Below are 14,543 nucleotides of genomic sequence, written 5' to 3' on the forward strand. Positions count from 1 at the left end.
GAGGGCAACCGCTGGGAGATCGCTTGGGCGCGCACGGCGGTCTTCGACGAGCGCGGGGCACTCGTCTCCTTCGGCTGAGCGACGAACGCTCTAAGATCGCCCTGCCGGGCGGTCCGACCTGCGCATTACGAGTCGGTCGCAGGGTGCAGGTAGATGGTCTGGTCCTCGCGTCAGACGTGTATCCACGTCCACGATCGTCCGCTCATGTTCGCCGGTTTGGCTGCTCGCTTGGCTGCTTGGCAGGGTCCTGATTGCCCCCGCTCGTGATCCTGTCCAGGTCGGCCCGGGGTATACGAGCCCACACATTGTCGTTTTGGCGGTCGTACGGCACCATCACGTCATGCTCGCGCACTGGAGGAACGAGTCCGGTCAGCTGCGCGTGTGGCGCCTGGGCCGTCGTCGTCTCGCCTGGCGCCCCCGGTTTCCCCAGCCCGCGCTTCAAGGCGCGGATGGAGGACCGTTCGAGATCATCGCGCTGGCCATCCTCCTGGTTGTGACTATCGGCTACTTGCTCGACTGGCTTGCCGCGCTGCTTGCCACCGCGGTGGTATGGCCGTACCGGGCCATGTCCGGCCGCTGGCCGGTCGTGGCCTACCCGCTTCCATCCCACCTCGGAGAGGATGGCCAGAGCCGCACCCGTCTGCATCGGCATCGGGTAAAGGACCGCCAAGCAGCACTTGCGCTTACTCGTCAGTGGGCGAGGGACATCGAACAGCTCGGCCGCCCCCAGGGGCCGAGGGAAGGCGCCGCGCTGCACCAGTAGAGCGGACTCTCTTCACAACCCCTCGTTTGTAAGTTCTGGGCGCGCCGTCCGGCAGGGTCCGCCCGGTCCACTACCTCGGACGGCTGTTTGCGTCCGGCCGCCGGCGGCTGGCCTCCTCTCGGCACGTTGCTGTCACCGCTGCTGTCAGCGACCTCCACGTGAGAACGATCAGATCCGGCGACGAGGTTCCTTCCCGGGAACGTCGCCGTACGGGAGCGAGACGCCCAAGGCTCCCCAGAGGTCGTGGAGCACCCGTCCGAGCCTTTCGCTGTCGTCACTCGACAACTGAGCGATAGGCATGCCGGCGGCCTGGTGCTCGCCGATGTTGTAGATCAGGTCCGCGAGCGACGTGGCTGTCGGCCGGTCAAGGCGAAGAACAACTTCCTCTCCCTCAGGCATGACCCGCACCCTACGGCTGTCTGACGGCCCAGCCACGATCCGGACCGCCCGTTCACGGTCCGAACGGTGAGTTGAAGCGGAACTTAGAGCAGCTAGCTCATCACCAGGAGGAACGGCACCCGACGCCTGCATACGCGGCGTGAAGGATCAACCGGCCGGGAACACCGCGAGATGCGATCGCGTTCGGCCGGGGATCGTAGAGCGTGCGGGAAGCTTCGCGACCGGGAATCAGGCTGATCGCCGAGGGCACTGCGCTGACGGGGTGGTCGCCGGCCCCCGTGGGTCCCGGCGACCACCGCGGTCCGGGCTACGCGATGCGGCGCACCCGGCGGACGGCGAGGTAGAGAAGCAGCACAGCGAGCGCGACGAAGAGGCCGGTCTCGATGCCCTGGAACAGCCAGAACCGGTCCGCCGGCTGGTATAGCTGCCAGTTGTACGCGCCCGGTTCGACGCCCAGCTCCGCGCCGCAGGGCCGGCCGTCCGGGGCGGTCACACCGGGCGGGCACTGGATGCGGGTGTCTTCCGCCACCAGCGTGCCGTCGGGGTTGCGGACGCCCTGGGCGAGGATCCAGCCGCCCCGGTCCGCCTGCGGTCCGTCAGTCCCGACGATGGGAAAGGTGAGGGTGCGGGCAGGCTGGTAGTGCGGTCGGGCCAGGATCGCCACCGCCGCCCGTACGCCGATGAAGGCGGCCAGGGTGACGCCCATCGCGGGCAGCATCCGCTTCCAGACGGTGCCGGCGACGATGCCGAGGGCCACCGCGAAGAGGGTGTAGCCGATCGGGACCACGCCCTGCAGGTCGAAGACGATCATTCCGAGTCGGCCCTCGCGTGCGGCCTGGGTCAGCGGCTCGACCCACCAGGACATGCCCAGCCCGTAGCCGGCCGCCGCGAGGACCGCTGCCGCAGCGACCACCCCGAACTTCACCACCGCCCAGCGGGTGCGGCCGAGGCCCTGGGTCCAGACGAACCGGTGCGTGCCCTGCTCCACCTCGCGGGCGACCAGCGGGGCGCCCCAGAAGAGGCCGACCAGCACCGGAAGGGTGAGCAGCAGCACCGCCACCAGGTTCAGGCTGCTGTAGCGGTTGGTGAACCGGTGGAAGCCTGCGTCGCAGGTGTCCCGGATGGTCGCGGCGACATTCGGAGCGGCGAGTTGACGTACACAGTCGGCGAGGCCGAGGTCGGCCCAGGTGTTCCGCATCGACAGGCCGATCGGCACCATCAGGGCGGCCAGCGCGGCGAAGCCGAGCAGGGTGAACAGCGCCTGCCTGCGGTGTTGCCGCCAGGTCAACCAGATCATGCCGGCACTCCCCACTCGTCGTGACTGGTCCGCGTGCTGCCGTCGGCGAGGTACGCCAGCACGACGTCCTCCAGGCCGACCTCGCGGACGGTCCAGGCGGGATCGGTGATCGGGCCGTCGGTGCGGACCAGCAGGGTGGACTGCCGGTCGGTGTGGCTGGCGCGGACGACGGCGGCGACGCCCCCGATCGGGCCGCCGTCGTGTCGTGCGCCGATCAACTGCCGATGCTCCTCGACCAGGTCGTCGACCGCCCCGGCGAGCTGCACCTGGGCGGCGTTGAGCACGATCAGGTAGTCGCAGACCCGCTCCAGGTCGGCCAGCAGGTGCGAGGAGAGCAGGACCGTGGTGCCGGCGTCGGCGACGCTGCCCATCAGCGACTGGAGGAACTCCCGCCGGGCCAGTGGGTCGAGGCTTGCGACCGGCTCGTCGAGCAGCAGCAGCCGGGGCCGTTTGGCCAGCGCCAGGGCGAGCGCCACCTGGGCTCGCTGCCCACCGGAGAGCTTCCCGACCGGTCTGTCCGGAGGAATGCCGAGCTGGGCCAGGCGGGTACGGGCCAGTCCCGCGTCCCACCGCCGGTTGAGCCGGCCGCCCGCGACGACCAGCTCGGCGGCGGTGAAGTCCCGGTACAGCGGGGTGTCCTGGGCGACGAAGCCGATGTCGGCCAGGCCCTCCGTGTCGCCGTACGGCGAGCGGCCGAACACGCGTACCGCGCCGGCGTCGGGCTTGAGCAGCCCCACGGCCAGGTGCAGCAGGGTGCTCTTGCCGGCCCCGTTCGGCCCGACCAGCGCGGCGATCCGTCCGGCCGGCAGGTGCAGCGAACAGTCCCGCAACGCCCAGGCGCTGCCGTACCGCTTGCCCAGCCGGTCGGCCTCCACGACCACGTCCATGCTCTGTCCTCTCGTTTCCCTCACGCGGGTTCCTTCTGGTCGGCGTCGTCGGCGAGGGTGGCCCGCATGGTGGTCTCCACCAGGGCGACGACGTCCTCGGCCGTGAGACCGGCGGCCTGCGCCCGGTGCAGCCAGGCCACCAGGGCCTCGCGCAGCTCGGCCTGGTTGGGCAGGGACGCGCCGGCCAGGGTGCGTTGGACGAACGTGCCGACCCCGGGTCGGCCGCCGACCAGTCCCTCGATCTCCAGCTCGCGGTACGCCTTCAACACCGTGTTCGGGTTGATCGCCAGCGACTGCGCGACGTCCCGGACCTTCGGCAACTGGTCGCCCGGCACCAGCAGGCCCACCCGGAGGGCCTGCTTCACCTGCTGCACGAGCTGCATGTAGGTGTTCACCTTGGACCGGCTGTCCAGCACAAACTCGATCACTCGAGACGATCCTTCCTGTTGTCCTACGACAGTAGGACTAATAGACAGCATCTCGGTGGGCGGAACCTCTGTCAAGGACCCGGACGGGGTTGCGCGGACGCGGGGCCGCTGCCGCGCCGACAGCAGTTGGGAGCCGGTCGAACACCCGTGGCAGGATCTGCCAGGTGCAGATCGGCATGCTGGGACCGTTCGAGGTTCGTACGGACGGCGGCGTCCTGGCCGACGTACCGGGCGCGCGGCTGCGCGGACTGTTGATCGCCCTCGCGCTCAGACCCGGTCACGTGGTCCCGAAGGCGACACTCGTCGACTGGATCTGGGGCGAACAGCCGCCCTCCGACGCGGCGAACGCCCTGCAGCGCCTGGTTTCCCGGCTGCGCAAGGTGCTGCCGGCAGGGCTGGTCGAGGGGCAGACCGACGGCTACCGGTTGACGGTGGAACCCGACGCCGTCGACGCCGTACGGTTCGAACGCCTCGTCGGCCAGGCCCGCGACGACGAGGACCCGCAGCGGGTACGGCGGCTGCGCGAGGCCCTCGCCCTGTGGCGCGGTGCGGCCATGCAGGACGTCGGTCTTCCCGACAGTGCGGCGCTCGACGCGGCGGCCACCCGGCTCGAGCGGCTACGTCTGGCCGCCATCGAGGATCGGTTCGACGTGGAGACCAGGCTCGGCCACGGCGCGGAGCTGGTCGCGGAGCTGACCGACCTGGTGGCCGCGCATCCGGTGCGGGAACGGCTCGTCATCGCGCTGATGCGTGCCCTCGCCGCGACCGGTCGCGACACCGAGGCGCTGCTCGTGTACCAGCGCACGAGCGAAACCCTGGCCGACACGCTGGGCGTCGACCCCTCGCCCGAGCTCTCGGCACTGCACGTCGCGCTGCTGCGGGGCGAGCTGGGACGGCGGGAGGAGAACCGGAAGACCAACCTGCGTGCCGAGCTGAGCAGCTTCGTCGGCAGGGACGAAGCCGTCGCCGCGGTCGGCGCACTCGTCGCCGGACACCGGCTCACCACCCTGATCGGGCCGGGCGGCTCGGGGAAGACCAGGCTGGCCACGGAGACGGCGCGTACGCTGCTGGACGACCTGCCGGACGGCGCCTGGCTGGTGGAGTTGGCCGCCATCGGCGCCGACGGTGACGTGGTGCAGGCGACGCTCGGCGGACTCGGCCTCCGGGACGCCCTGCTCGGCGGGACACCGAACATGGAGCAGGTCGACCGGCTCGTCGCCGCGATCCGCGAGCGGGAGGCGCTGCTGATCCTGGACAACTGCGAGCACGTGATCGAGTCGGCGGCGGCGCTGGCCCATCGACTGCTCGGGGAGTGCCGGCGGCTGCGGATCCTGGCCACGAGCAGGGAACCGCTCGGTATCACCGGCGAGGCGCTGTGGCCGGTCGCGCCGCTGGCCCTGCCGGCCAGGGACGCCGGCCCTGACGAGATCGAGTCCTCGCCCGCCGTCCGGTTGCTGCGGGACCGGGCCGGCGCGGTGCGCAGGGATCTCGTGGTCGGCGCCCGGACGTCGTCGACGATGGCGCGCGTCTGCCGGGCGCTGGACGGGATGCCGCTGGCGATCGAACTGGCCGCGGCCAGGCTGCGCACCATGTCCGTCGAGCAGCTCGCCAACCGGCTCGACGACCGGTTCCGCCTGCTGACCGGCGGCAGCCGTACCGCGTTGCCCCGGCACCGAACGCTGCGCGCGGTGGTGGACTGGAGCTGGGAGCTGCTCACCGACGCCGAACGGACCGTCCTGCGCAGGCTCTCGATGTTCTCGGGTGGGGCGAGCCTGGAGGCGGCCGAGCGGGTCTGCGCCGGCGACGCGGTCGGGCAGGACGACGTGCTCGAACTGCTCACGTCGCTGACCGAGAAGTCGCTGCTGGTCGCCGAGGGCGACGGCGCACCGCGCTACCGGATGCTCGGCACGATCAAGGAGTACGCCGCGCACCGGCTCACCGAGGCGGGGGAGTCGGACCTGGCCCGCCACGCGCACCTCGCATACTTCACCGAACTCGCCGAGACCGCGGAGCCGCAGCTTCGCCGCGCCGAGCAGCTGACCTGGCTCGCCACGCTCAAGGTCGAGCACGACAACATCGGCTCCGCGATGCGCGGTGCGCTCGCGGCCGGCGAGGCGCACGCGGCGATGCGGCTGGCCGCGGGCGCCGGCTGGTACTGGTGGCTCGGCGGCCACCGGACCGAAGGCATGGAGCTGATCACCGCGGCCACCGAAACGTCCGGCGAGGTGACCGACGAGATCCGAGCCACGGTGTACGCGCTGGTCGTGCTGTTCGTGAACTCCGGGCCGGGCGACGAACACCGTGCGGCGGAGTGGATCCACAAGGCGTACCGGTTCAGCCGGCGCAGTCACGGCAGCCACCCGGGGACGGCGCTCGTCGTCCCACTGGAACGCATGTTGCGGGCGCCGGACGCGTTGCTGCCCGCGTGGGAGCCACTGCTCGACGACGAGGACCCCTGGGTACGCGCACTGGCCCGGCTGCACCTCGGCAAGATGCGGGTCGTGCTCGGCCAGGACGGGCGGGAAGCGGAGTCACACCTCGAATTGGCGCTCGCCGAGTTCCGGGCTCTCGGCGAACGGTTCGGGATCTCGTTCGCCCTGACCGAGCTGGCGGAGCTGATCGCCGCGCGCGGCGAGTTCGCCGGTGCGTGCGAGCACTACGAACAGGCGGTCGCGGTCGTCGCCGAGGTCGGTGCTGTCGAGGATGGCATCCGGATGCGGTCGCGACTGGCTCAGCTGTACTGGCTGCTGGGCGACAGGGACGCCAGCGCGGCCGCCATAGCGGAGGCGCAGCGCTGCGCGGAGCGGGTCACGTGGCCGGGCGCGCTGGTGGAGCTGGCTATCTCGCAGGCCGGACTCGCCCGCTGGCGCGGCGACGCCGAGGAGGCGGCCCGGCAACTCGGCGTCGCGACGACCCTGCTGGGCGACGAAGCCGAGCAGGCGCACATCCGCGCGGGGACGCACGACCTGCTGGGCTACCTCGCCGACGATCTCGGCGAGGCCAGAAGGTACCGCGCCTCGGCCTGCCAGGCGGCGGCCGAGACGGGGCACGCACCCTCGATCGCGCAGGTACTCGTCGGGGTCGCGGACCTGGCGCTCCGTGACGACCAGTACGAGCAGGCCGCACGCCTGCTCGCGGCGAGCACCAGCGTGCGCGGTAGGCCGGATCGTTCCCACCCGGATGTGGTTCGGATCGAGCAGACGGTACGGCGCCGCCTCGGCGAAGCGACGTTCGCCGAGGCGGCGCGGGAAGGCGCCCGAACGAGTTGGCGTCAGCTGGTCGCGGTCACGCTCGCTTCGTGAACGTGGAGCGCGCCCAGAGGTACCCGACGAGAGCGATACCGACGCACCAGGCGAGGGCGGGGATCACGTCGTCGGTGGACGGCGCTCCGTTGAGGAACCCGCGCAGGGTTTCGATGATCGGCGTGAACGGCTGATACTCCGCGAACTCCCGGAGGCCCGGCCCCATCTTCTCCGCCGGCACGATCGCGCTGCTGAAGAACGGCAGCATGACCAGCGGTACGGAGGCCAGACCCGCCGTTTCCGGGGACTTCGCCGACAGTCCCAGGGCGACCGTGAGCCAGCCGGCCGCGAAACCGAGCAGCACGATGACGCCGATCGCGCCGAGCCAGTCGAGGAGACTCGCCGACGGGCTGAACCCCAGCAGGAAGGCCACCCCGACGAGGGCCGCGATGGCGACCAGGTTGGTCAGCACACTGGCGATGACGTGACCGGCCAACACCGCACCACGCGAGACGTGCATGACTTTGAACCGGTTGATGATGCCCTTCGTCATGTCGGAGTTCACCGCCGTCGCGGTGGCCCCCAGCCCGTAACAGACGGCCAGCAGCATCAGGCCCGGCGTCGCGTAGTCGATGTAGTCGACACCCACGTCGAAGGCGTCTCCGAACATGTACACGAACATCAGCATGAGGATGATCGGCATCAGGACCGCGTTGAACACCGAGGTCGGATTCCGGGCGATGTGTGTGAAGTTGCGACGCAACATGACCATCGAATGGGACTTGGTGCTCATCGTGCGGCCACCTCCGTGGTACGGCCCGTCAGGGCGAGGAAAACGTCATCGAGGTCGGGTGTCTGCACGGTGAGCCCGTCGGCGCTGATCGCGTACTCGTCGAGCCTGTCCAGCAGAGCCCGCAGCGACTGCGTCCCGCCGTCGCTGGGAACCCGCAGGGCCAGTGCCTCGTCGTCCCGCGTGGAGTCGCTGAGGACCCGCGCGGCCGCGTCGAGTTCGGCCACGGTGGTGAACCGGAGCCGGACGTGGGTCCCGGGGATCTGGCGCTTGAGGTCGTCGGGAGTGCCCTGGGCGACCAGGCGGCCCTGATCGAGTACCGCGATCCGGTCGGCGAGCTGATCGGCTTCCTCGAGGTACTGGGTGGTGAGGAAGATGGTCACACCGTCGGCCACCAGGTCACGGATGATCGACCACATCGTGCGACGGCTGCGCGGGTCCAGTCCCGTCGTCGGCTCGTCGAGGAAGATGATCCGCGGGTTGCCGACGAGCGTCATCGCCAGATCCAGCTTCCGGCGCATGCCGCCGGAATAGGTCGACACCGGCTTCCGCGCCGACTCGACCAGGTCGAACCGCTCCAGCAGCTCCGTGACGACCCGCCGGCCGTCCCGGGCGGGCACCCGGCTCAGGTCCACCATCAGCTGCAGGTTCTCCTGACCGGTCAGCAGCTCGTCCACCGCTGCGAACTGGCCGGTGACCCCGATCGCCGCGCGCACCGCCCTGGCCTCGGTCGCGACGTCATGCCCGGCGACGCGCACCGTTCCACCGTCGGCCTTCACCAACGTGGTCAGCACGTTCACCGTCGTCGTCTTACCCGCCCCGTTCGGACCGAGGAGGGAGAAGACCGTGCCCGCGCGGACGTCCAGATCGATGCCGTCGAGCACGACCTTGTCCTTGTAAGCCTTCCGCAGTCCGGAGACCGCGATCGCTGAACTTGTCATGCACCCACCATCGGCGCCCGTCCTGTCACGCACCTGACGCCGCCCTGACACGACCGCTGACACGGTCCGCCACCTCGTTGCGCGGGGCCCGGGACGCTGTGCGGCCCACCGTCGCGGGAGCCGATAGGTTGCAGTCCCATGGGCCGAATCCTCTCTGTCAACCTGGCCGTGCCCGAGCGCAGCACGGCGAAGCGGGTCGGCATCACCGGCATCAACAAGCAGCCGGTCGACGGGCCGGTGGCGGTCCGTGCGCCCGGCCCGAAGACCACCGGGCTGCACAGCGGTCTGGTGGGCGACCAGATCTTCGACGTCGAGCACCATGGCGGTGACGACCAGGCCGTGTACGCGTACGCCCGGGAGGACTACGACTGGTGGGAGGCCCGCCTGGACCGGGTGCTGCCTGGCGGCGTCTTCGGCGAGAACCTCACCACGGCGGGCGTCGACGTGAACGGTGCGGTGATCGGCGAGACGTGGCTCGTCGGTGACGACCTCGTGCTGCAGCCGACGTTCGGGCGTATCCCGTGCGCCACGTTCCAGGCCAGGATGGCGGAGCCGCAGTGGGTGAAGAGGTTCACCCGGGAGAATCGGCCGGGTGCCTACCTGCGGGTCGTCGAGCCGGGAACCGTTCAGGCCGGGGACTCGGTGACCGTGGTGCACCGACCGGCGCACGGCGTGACGATCGCGGCCGCCTTCCGCGCGTACCTGACCGAGCCGGAGTTGCTGCCCGCGCTGGCGGAGATCGAGGGACTGCCCGACGACCTCCGGCACACACTGCGCAGCCGTCTGAGCTGAGTCGGAGAGCGTGAGAGCCGGTGGCCGCTGGGGTGGTGCAGCGGCGGCGATCAGCTTCCCGGCACCGTGTCCGACCCGCCGGGTCGGGGCTCCAGGACCACCACCGCGGTCTCGGAGGACCGGAGTGCCGCGTACGCGTCGAGGTTCGTGTCGATCTCGCCCCAGCGGGTCCACAGCCGCGACCGCTCGTCGCCTGTCGCGGCACGACCACGTACCAGCCGCCTCTGCCCGCCTGCCAGATCGACGACCGCGTCCGGATGTGTCCGCAGGTTGAGCCACCAGGCGGGCTCGCCGTCACCCCAGCCGTTCATCGCCAGTGAGACCAGGTTCGGCCCATCCTCGAAGTACCCGATGATGACGCTGCGCCGCTGGCCGGTGCGGCGCCCGGTGGTGGTCAGCCGTAGCGCGCCCCATCCGTTGGCGCGTGGCCGCCACAGCCCGACCCGACCGCCGAAGACCCGGTACAGGCGTCGGTGCACCCACCAGGCCAGGCGGATGAACCAGCGCGGTGGTAGGCGTGGCTTTTCGGCCCGGTTCCCGAGAGACATGACGACCTCCCACTCCTGGCGTGCCATCGTACGAACAGGACGCCAGCCCTCGCGGTCACCAGATCGCGCGCAGGGTCGGCGCGGTTCGGAAGAGGAAGCAGGAACGCGACAGGCGCGCGGTATTGACACCCTCACCGGCCGAGAGCAGATTCCGGAGTGGACCCGGCCGGTCGCGGCCGGGGCGTCCCCGTGGAAGGACGATCGCCATGCTGAAGATCAGGTCCACCGGCCGGTCCCGGCTCGTCTCTGGGCTGGCGCTGCTCGCGCCGTCGCTCGTGCTCATGGCCGGGCCGACGCCGGCGTACGCCGCGGAGACGACCACCCGCATCCTGCGGGTTCCGATGGACCTCTCCGTCGTCCTGCCGTGCGCCAACGGCGGCCTCGGCGAGGTCGTCAACTTCGACGGCACGATCTCCGAGGTGTTCCACGTGACCTTCGACGAGGCCGGCGGGTTCCACGTGCACGTCGTCGAGACCCAGTCGAACGTGCACGGCATCGGTGCGACGACCGGGGACCGGTACGTCAGCACCCGGGCCAACCTCTTCGTCTACAACCAGGGATCCGGCTCGCTGCCGATCACCTCCACCCAGCAACTGGTGTTCCGGATCGTGGGGCCGGGGCCGGGCAACGACGCGTCCCTCCGCATCACCAACCACACCACTCTCAACGCCGACGGCACCGTCACCGTCGCCTTCGACACGTACACGGCGGAGTGCGAACCCACTTCGCCCTGACGGGTCATTCGCAGCGGTCTTCGGCGCCTCGGCCGTACGGCTCGCAGCAGTCCGGGCGGTGTCGGTAGACCCGCAGGTCGCGGTCGTGCCGGCGGTCGTACCCGGCCGTGATCTCGTAGAGGCACGCCCTCCACACCACGGTCTCCCCGCCGCCGGACACCACCTGTCCGTCGCCCGGCCCGCCGCGCAGCAGCACGTCCACCCTCCGACGGTACGTCTGCCAGGTCCGCGCGACGCCGCGTATGAAAGTCTCGGCCCGAGCGGGCGGAGCTGTCGGGGGGACTGCTGGTCTCAGATGTGGTTGAGGAAGAAGTCCCGGACGTCGTCGGCGAGCAGATCGGGCACCTCCATCGCGGCGAAGTGCCCGCCGCGATCGAACTCCGACCAGTGCCTGATGTCGTACAGCCGCTCGGCCAGCGGCCGTACCGACTGCGTGATGTCGTACGCGAACACCGCCACGCCGACCGGTACCGGGCACGGCTCGATCCGTCGCGGAGCGTCGCGGTGCAGCCGCGCCGAGGAGGCCGCGGTGGCGGTCAGCCAGTACAGCGAGATGTCGGTGAGCATCCGCTCGTCACTGATCTGCGAGCGAGGGTCCGTCCACTGCGCGAAGCGTTCGGCGATCCAGGCCAGCTGGCCGACCGGCGAGTCGGTCAGCGCGTACCCGATGGTCTGCGGGGTGGTGGCCTGCAGGGCCTGGTACGGCGGGCGATTCGCCATCAGCTTCCGGATCTTGTCCAGTCGGGCTTCGTCCGTCTCGGACAGCTCGACGTCGGCGTCCGGAACCGGCCGGGTCGGCAGGTAGTTGACGTGCACCCCGACGACGTGCTCGGGTGCCACGGCGCCGAGCGCCGTCGAGATTCCCGATCCGAAGTCGCCGCCCTGCGCGCCATAACGCTCGTACCCGAGGCGGTGCATCAGTTCCGCCCAGGCCCGCGCGACGCGGACGACATCCCAGCCGCGCTCGTGGGTCGGTCCGGAGAAGCCGTAACCCGGGATGGACGGGATCACCAGATGAAAGTCGCGCGACAGCGGCTCGATCACGTCGAGGAACTCCAGGAACGAACCGGGCCAGCCGTGGGTGAGGATCAGCGCGAGCGCGTCCGGCTTCGAGGACCGGACGTGGACGAAGTGGATGTTCTGGCGATCGATCTCGGTGGTGAAGTGTGGAAGCGCGTTGAGCGCGGCCTCGTGCTCGCGCCAGTCGTACCCGGTGCGCCAGTAGTCGGCCAGTTCCTTGAGCCGCGCCAGCGGGAAGCCGTAGTCCCACCCGGCGTCGGCGACCTCGTTGGGCCAACGGGTGCGGGAGAGCCGGTCGGTCAGGTCGTCGAGGTCGGCCTGGGGGATGTCGATGCGGAACGGCTTGATCATGGTCTCAACTCCAGGTGGCGTCGTTCAGCGACCTATCGTTAGTGCAATAAACGTTAGCGGCATGAACGATACCGTAATCGTTAGTGCCACCAACGATTCGTTAGGCTTGTCACATGGAGACCGCCGCCGAGAAGACACCCGCCAGGTGGGAGAGCCTGCCCAGCTGGCTGCTCGCCCAGACCGCCCATCACGCGCAGCGGCTGGTGGCCGACGGGTTCTCCTCCGTCGGCGCCCGCGGCTACCACTACCGCCTCCTGGCGACGCTGGAGGAGTTCGGCCCGGCCAGCCAGGCCGCACTGGGCCGCCGGAGCGGCATCCACCTCAGTGACATGGTCGCGGCGATCAACGAGCTCGCCGATCGCAAGCTCGTCGAGCGCGCCCCGGACCCGTCCGATCGGCGGCGCAACGTCATCTCGCTGACCGCGGCGGGTGGACGGCACCTGCGGCGACTGGAGAAGCAACTGGCCGAATGCCAGGACGACCTGCTCGCTCCGCTGTCCCCGGAGGAGCGACAGCGGTTGACCGAGCTGCTGGCCAGGCTGTTGGACCACCACAACCGGCGAACCGGCACCCCCGAGGAGCCGCGACGATGACCGCGAGCGGGTACGTGGCCGGGTGACCGGTCAGTCGGCCAGACCGGTGCAGGCGGCGCCGTCGATGCTGCACGCCGTGGGAGCCGAGCCGACCGCCGCGCCGTTGACCCGGAACGTCACCCGGACCGATCCGCTGCCCGGTGCTTCCGGCCGGTACGAACGTCCACACCGCACCGTGTGCCCACCTCGTCCGCGGGCGGCGGCGTGTCGAGGGCCACCGGTGGCGGCCCTTCCGACGTGCGCAGGGCGCCGATGACGGCGAAGGCCATCGCGACCAGCAGCCCGGTCGCGGCGACCAGAACCACCCAGGTGGCCCGCGGGCCGCGGCCTCGACCGGGGAGCGCCCGCCGTACGGCCCGGGCGATCGCCACGATCCGGTCCAGCACGATGACCGCCGCGGTACGCCGTGGTTGGGGCGGTGTTGCCGGCACTGCCTTCCTCCCCCTCCGGTGGTGTCAGCGCACGGTGCTGTCGTGTTCGCTGGTGAGCGAGTCGGGGGCACGCATGCGCCAGGCGTCGGTGACGAGTTCCTCGAGACGATCGACGCTCACCTGCGTCAACCGCAGCATGACCAGGGGCAACCCGTCGTACGCGGGCGTGGTGAAGAAAAGCTCGGGCTCACCGAGGAGTAGCGCCTGTTTCTCCGCCTCGTCGCCGACGTACAGCACCGCGACGTCGGTCCGGATGAGGCGTGGCATTCCGGTTCGGCGCTCGGGGTAGGACCAGACGAAGCCCTGGCCGGCGACCCGGAAGTCGAAACCTTCGCTGTCGATCTCCACCACGTGAGGCAGCGCGAGCGCCAGCTGACGGACATCGTCGGCGTCAGCCATCCAAACCGCTCCAGGACACCGCCCGCTGCATCGGTACAGCCTAACGGGCCACTCAACCCTGGTCGGCCGGCCGGTGCCGGGCCGGGGCATCGGTCGTCGCGTCGGCCAGGGTGGCGCCGAGCGCGGTACGCCAGTAGAGCACCTCGCGTCCCGAACGCCTTTTGGTCACCACCCCGGAATCGAGCAGCACCCGGAGGTGGTCGCTGACCGACCCCAGGGACAGCCCGGTGAGGGCGGCCAGGTGCGACGTGCTCACCGGTGTGCCCAGCCGCCGGAGGATGGCCGCCCGGTTCGAGCCGATCAGCCGGTCCAGCCCGTCCGGCGCAGGCAGGGCGGCGTCGGCCAGGATGCCGCGGGCCGGATACACCATGCCGAAGCGCGTGGGCTGGTCCCACACCACCCAGCCACGGACGCAGTGCGCGGGGACGAACACCAACTGCTCGGCCCGGTCGAGCGGCAGCGGCGGGGCGGGGTAGTCGTCGACCCGGAGGCGACCGTCGCCGAGCCACTGCATGGTGCCGGCCAGATCCGGGAAGACGCCCGCCCAGCCATCGACGCTGAGCCGGGACGTACGCGCCACGACATCGGCCCGTAGCCGCTGTTCCCGCGCCGGCCACTCCGGCTGGACGGTGTGCGTCCAGATCCAGTCGAGCAGGTACACCGCTTCCTGCGTCAGCCCGTCGGCGGACAACGCGTCGTCGAGCGGCCCCGGGCGGGTCGCCCGCAGGTCGGCGCGGATCTGCTCGTCCGAGCGCGCGGCGACGGCCGCCAGCTCCTCGGCGAATGTCGGGGCGGCCGTCGCGGGGGCCAGGGTGAGGAAGTCGGCGATCCACCGAGGCCCGCGCGCCGGTCCGGGCCGGCCGCTCCCGCAGGCCGAACCACGTCATCGCCGCCGCCAGCGCCCGCATCGCGGTCGCGATCAGGAACA

The 14,543-nt window shown here is 70.7% G+C and carries 17 protein-coding genes; 5 read left to right on the plus strand and 12 right to left on the minus strand.

What is annotated here, in order from left to right; genetic code table 11:
- The first annotated feature begins 340 nt into the window (after positions 1-340).
- A complete protein-coding gene (locus AB0I76_RS10000) occupies positions 341-763 on the plus strand; it encodes a hypothetical protein (RefSeq protein ID WP_357032623.1) in 423 nt (140 codons plus the stop codon).
- A gap of 168 nt (positions 764-931) precedes the next feature.
- Here AB0I76_RS10000 and AB0I76_RS10005 read toward each other — a convergent pair whose 3' ends face one another.
- The 4 genes from AB0I76_RS10005 to AB0I76_RS10020 all read right to left on the minus strand — a co-directional run bounded on the left by AB0I76_RS10005 (position 932) and on the right by AB0I76_RS10020 (position 3,774).
- Positions 932-1,162, minus strand: a complete 231-nt coding sequence (locus AB0I76_RS10005) for a hypothetical protein (RefSeq protein ID WP_357032626.1) — start codon at positions 1,160-1,162, stop codon at positions 932-934.
- 307 nt (positions 1,163-1,469) lie between these two features.
- Complete coding sequence (locus AB0I76_RS10010; protein ID WP_357032629.1) at positions 1,470-2,459, minus strand: transporter; 990 nt, start codon at positions 2,457-2,459, stop codon at positions 1,470-1,472.
- The gene (locus AB0I76_RS10015; RefSeq protein WP_357032633.1) at positions 2,456-3,346 is read right to left on the minus strand and encodes an ABC transporter ATP-binding protein; all 891 of its coding nucleotides are present in this window, start codon (positions 3,344-3,346) and stop codon (positions 2,456-2,458) included. The genes AB0I76_RS10010 and AB0I76_RS10015 overlap by 4 nt, the downstream gene beginning before the upstream one ends.
- A 20-nt stretch (positions 3,347-3,366) precedes the next feature.
- Entirely contained in the window at positions 3,367-3,774 is a 408-nt protein-coding gene (locus AB0I76_RS10020; protein ID WP_357032636.1) for a GntR family transcriptional regulator, read from the minus strand.
- Positions 3,775-3,938: 164 nt separating this feature from the next.
- Between AB0I76_RS10020 and AB0I76_RS10025 the strand changes: the two genes are divergently transcribed.
- Entirely contained in the window at positions 3,939-7,076 is a 3,138-nt protein-coding gene (locus AB0I76_RS10025; RefSeq protein WP_357032639.1) for a BTAD domain-containing putative transcriptional regulator, read from the plus strand.
- Here the strand turns inward: AB0I76_RS10025 and AB0I76_RS10030 are convergent.
- Complete coding sequence (locus tag AB0I76_RS10030; RefSeq protein ID WP_357032642.1) at positions 7,060-7,809, minus strand: ABC transporter permease; 750 nt, start codon at positions 7,807-7,809, stop codon at positions 7,060-7,062. The genes AB0I76_RS10025 and AB0I76_RS10030 overlap by 17 nt on opposite strands.
- A complete protein-coding gene (locus tag AB0I76_RS10035) occupies positions 7,806-8,747 on the minus strand; it encodes an ATP-binding cassette domain-containing protein (protein WP_357032645.1) in 942 nt (313 codons plus the stop codon). The genes AB0I76_RS10030 and AB0I76_RS10035 overlap by 4 nt, the downstream gene beginning before the upstream one ends.
- 138 nt (positions 8,748-8,885) lie before the next feature.
- Between AB0I76_RS10035 and AB0I76_RS10040 the strand changes: the two genes are divergently transcribed.
- Entirely contained in the window at positions 8,886-9,539 is a 654-nt protein-coding gene (locus tag AB0I76_RS10040; protein ID WP_357032648.1) for an MOSC domain-containing protein, read from the plus strand.
- Between the two features lie 50 nt (positions 9,540-9,589).
- Here AB0I76_RS10040 and AB0I76_RS10045 read toward each other — a convergent pair whose 3' ends face one another.
- Positions 9,590-10,087: a nitroreductase/quinone reductase family protein gene (locus AB0I76_RS10045; protein ID WP_357032651.1), complete on the minus strand. Its 498-nt coding sequence runs from the start codon at positions 10,085-10,087 to the stop codon at positions 9,590-9,592.
- Positions 10,088-10,293: 206 nt separating this feature from the next.
- Between AB0I76_RS10045 and AB0I76_RS10050 the strand changes: the two genes are divergently transcribed.
- Positions 10,294-10,821 (plus strand): hypothetical protein, encoded by a 528-nt coding sequence (locus AB0I76_RS10050; RefSeq protein WP_357032655.1) that lies wholly within the window; start codon positions 10,294-10,296, stop codon positions 10,819-10,821.
- A gap of 4 nt (positions 10,822-10,825) precedes the next feature.
- On the opposite strand, the gene AB0I76_RS10055 is transcribed toward AB0I76_RS10050, so the two are convergent.
- Together AB0I76_RS10055 and AB0I76_RS10060 are read right to left on the minus strand one after the other, a co-directional pair.
- Positions 10,826-11,023, minus strand: coding sequence for a hypothetical protein (locus AB0I76_RS10055; protein ID WP_357032658.1), 198 nt, complete (start codon positions 11,021-11,023; stop codon positions 10,826-10,828).
- A gap of 89 nt (positions 11,024-11,112) precedes the next feature.
- On the minus strand, positions 11,113-12,192 hold the full coding sequence (locus AB0I76_RS10060; RefSeq protein ID WP_357032661.1) for an epoxide hydrolase family protein: 1,080 nt from the start codon (positions 12,190-12,192) through the stop codon (positions 11,113-11,115).
- A 113-nt stretch (positions 12,193-12,305) separates the two neighbouring features.
- On the opposite strand from AB0I76_RS10060, the gene AB0I76_RS10065 reads away from it, so the two are divergent.
- A complete protein-coding gene (locus AB0I76_RS10065; RefSeq protein WP_357032664.1) occupies positions 12,306-12,785 on the plus strand; it encodes a MarR family winged helix-turn-helix transcriptional regulator in 480 nt (159 codons plus the stop codon).
- Between the two features lie 116 nt (positions 12,786-12,901).
- On the opposite strand, the gene AB0I76_RS10070 is transcribed toward AB0I76_RS10065, so the two are convergent.
- Genes AB0I76_RS10070 through AB0I76_RS10080 form a run of 3 tightly spaced genes read right to left on the minus strand, consistent with a single transcriptional unit; the run spans position 12,902 to position 14,306 of the window.
- Positions 12,902-13,216 carry a hypothetical protein gene (locus AB0I76_RS10070; protein ID WP_357032667.1) on the minus strand — a complete coding sequence of 105 codons (315 nt, stop codon included), beginning with the start codon at positions 13,214-13,216 and terminating at the stop codon, positions 12,902-12,904.
- Positions 13,217-13,240: 24 nt separating this feature from the next.
- On the minus strand, positions 13,241-13,615 hold the full coding sequence (locus AB0I76_RS10075) for a hypothetical protein (RefSeq protein ID WP_357032670.1): 375 nt from the start codon (positions 13,613-13,615) through the stop codon (positions 13,241-13,243).
- Positions 13,616-13,667: 52 nt separating this feature from the next.
- Positions 13,668-14,306, minus strand: a complete 639-nt coding sequence (locus AB0I76_RS10080; protein WP_357032673.1) for a helix-turn-helix domain-containing protein — start codon at positions 14,304-14,306, stop codon at positions 13,668-13,670.
- Positions 14,307-14,543: the final 237 nt, after the last annotated feature.

The sequence above is a fragment of the Micromonospora sp. NPDC049799 genome (assembly GCF_040656655.1).
GTDB lineage: Bacteria > Actinomycetota > Actinomycetes > Mycobacteriales > Micromonosporaceae > Micromonospora.

Coding starts and splice junctions, on each gene's coding strand:
- AB0I76_RS10000 (WP_357032623.1), top strand. CDS start 341: ATGCTCGCGCACTGGAGGAACGAGTCCGGTCAGCTGCGCGTGTGGCGC.
- AB0I76_RS10005 (WP_357032626.1), bottom strand. CDS start 1,162: ATGCCTGAGGGAGAGGAAGTTGTTCTTCGCCTTGACCGGCCGACAGCC.
- AB0I76_RS10010 (WP_357032629.1), bottom strand. CDS start 2,459: ATGATCTGGTTGACCTGGCGGCAACACCGCAGGCAGGCGCTGTTCACC.
- AB0I76_RS10015 (WP_357032633.1), bottom strand. CDS start 3,346: ATGGACGTGGTCGTGGAGGCCGACCGGCTGGGCAAGCGGTACGGCAGC.
- AB0I76_RS10030 (WP_357032642.1), bottom strand. CDS start 7,809: ATGAGCACCAAGTCCCATTCGATGGTCATGTTGCGTCGCAACTTCACA.
- AB0I76_RS10035 (WP_357032645.1), bottom strand. CDS start 8,747: ATGACAAGTTCAGCGATCGCGGTCTCCGGACTGCGGAAGGCTTACAAG.
- AB0I76_RS10040 (WP_357032648.1), top strand. CDS start 8,886: ATGGGCCGAATCCTCTCTGTCAACCTGGCCGTGCCCGAGCGCAGCACG.
- AB0I76_RS10045 (WP_357032651.1), bottom strand. CDS start 10,087: ATGTCTCTCGGGAACCGGGCCGAAAAGCCACGCCTACCACCGCGCTGG.
- AB0I76_RS10050 (WP_357032655.1), top strand. CDS start 10,294: ATGCTGAAGATCAGGTCCACCGGCCGGTCCCGGCTCGTCTCTGGGCTG.
- AB0I76_RS10060 (WP_357032661.1), bottom strand. CDS start 12,192: ATGATCAAGCCGTTCCGCATCGACATCCCCCAGGCCGACCTCGACGAC.
- AB0I76_RS10065 (WP_357032664.1), top strand. CDS start 12,306: ATGGAGACCGCCGCCGAGAAGACACCCGCCAGGTGGGAGAGCCTGCCC.
- AB0I76_RS10075 (WP_357032670.1), bottom strand. CDS start 13,615: ATGGCTGACGCCGACGATGTCCGTCAGCTGGCGCTCGCGCTGCCTCAC.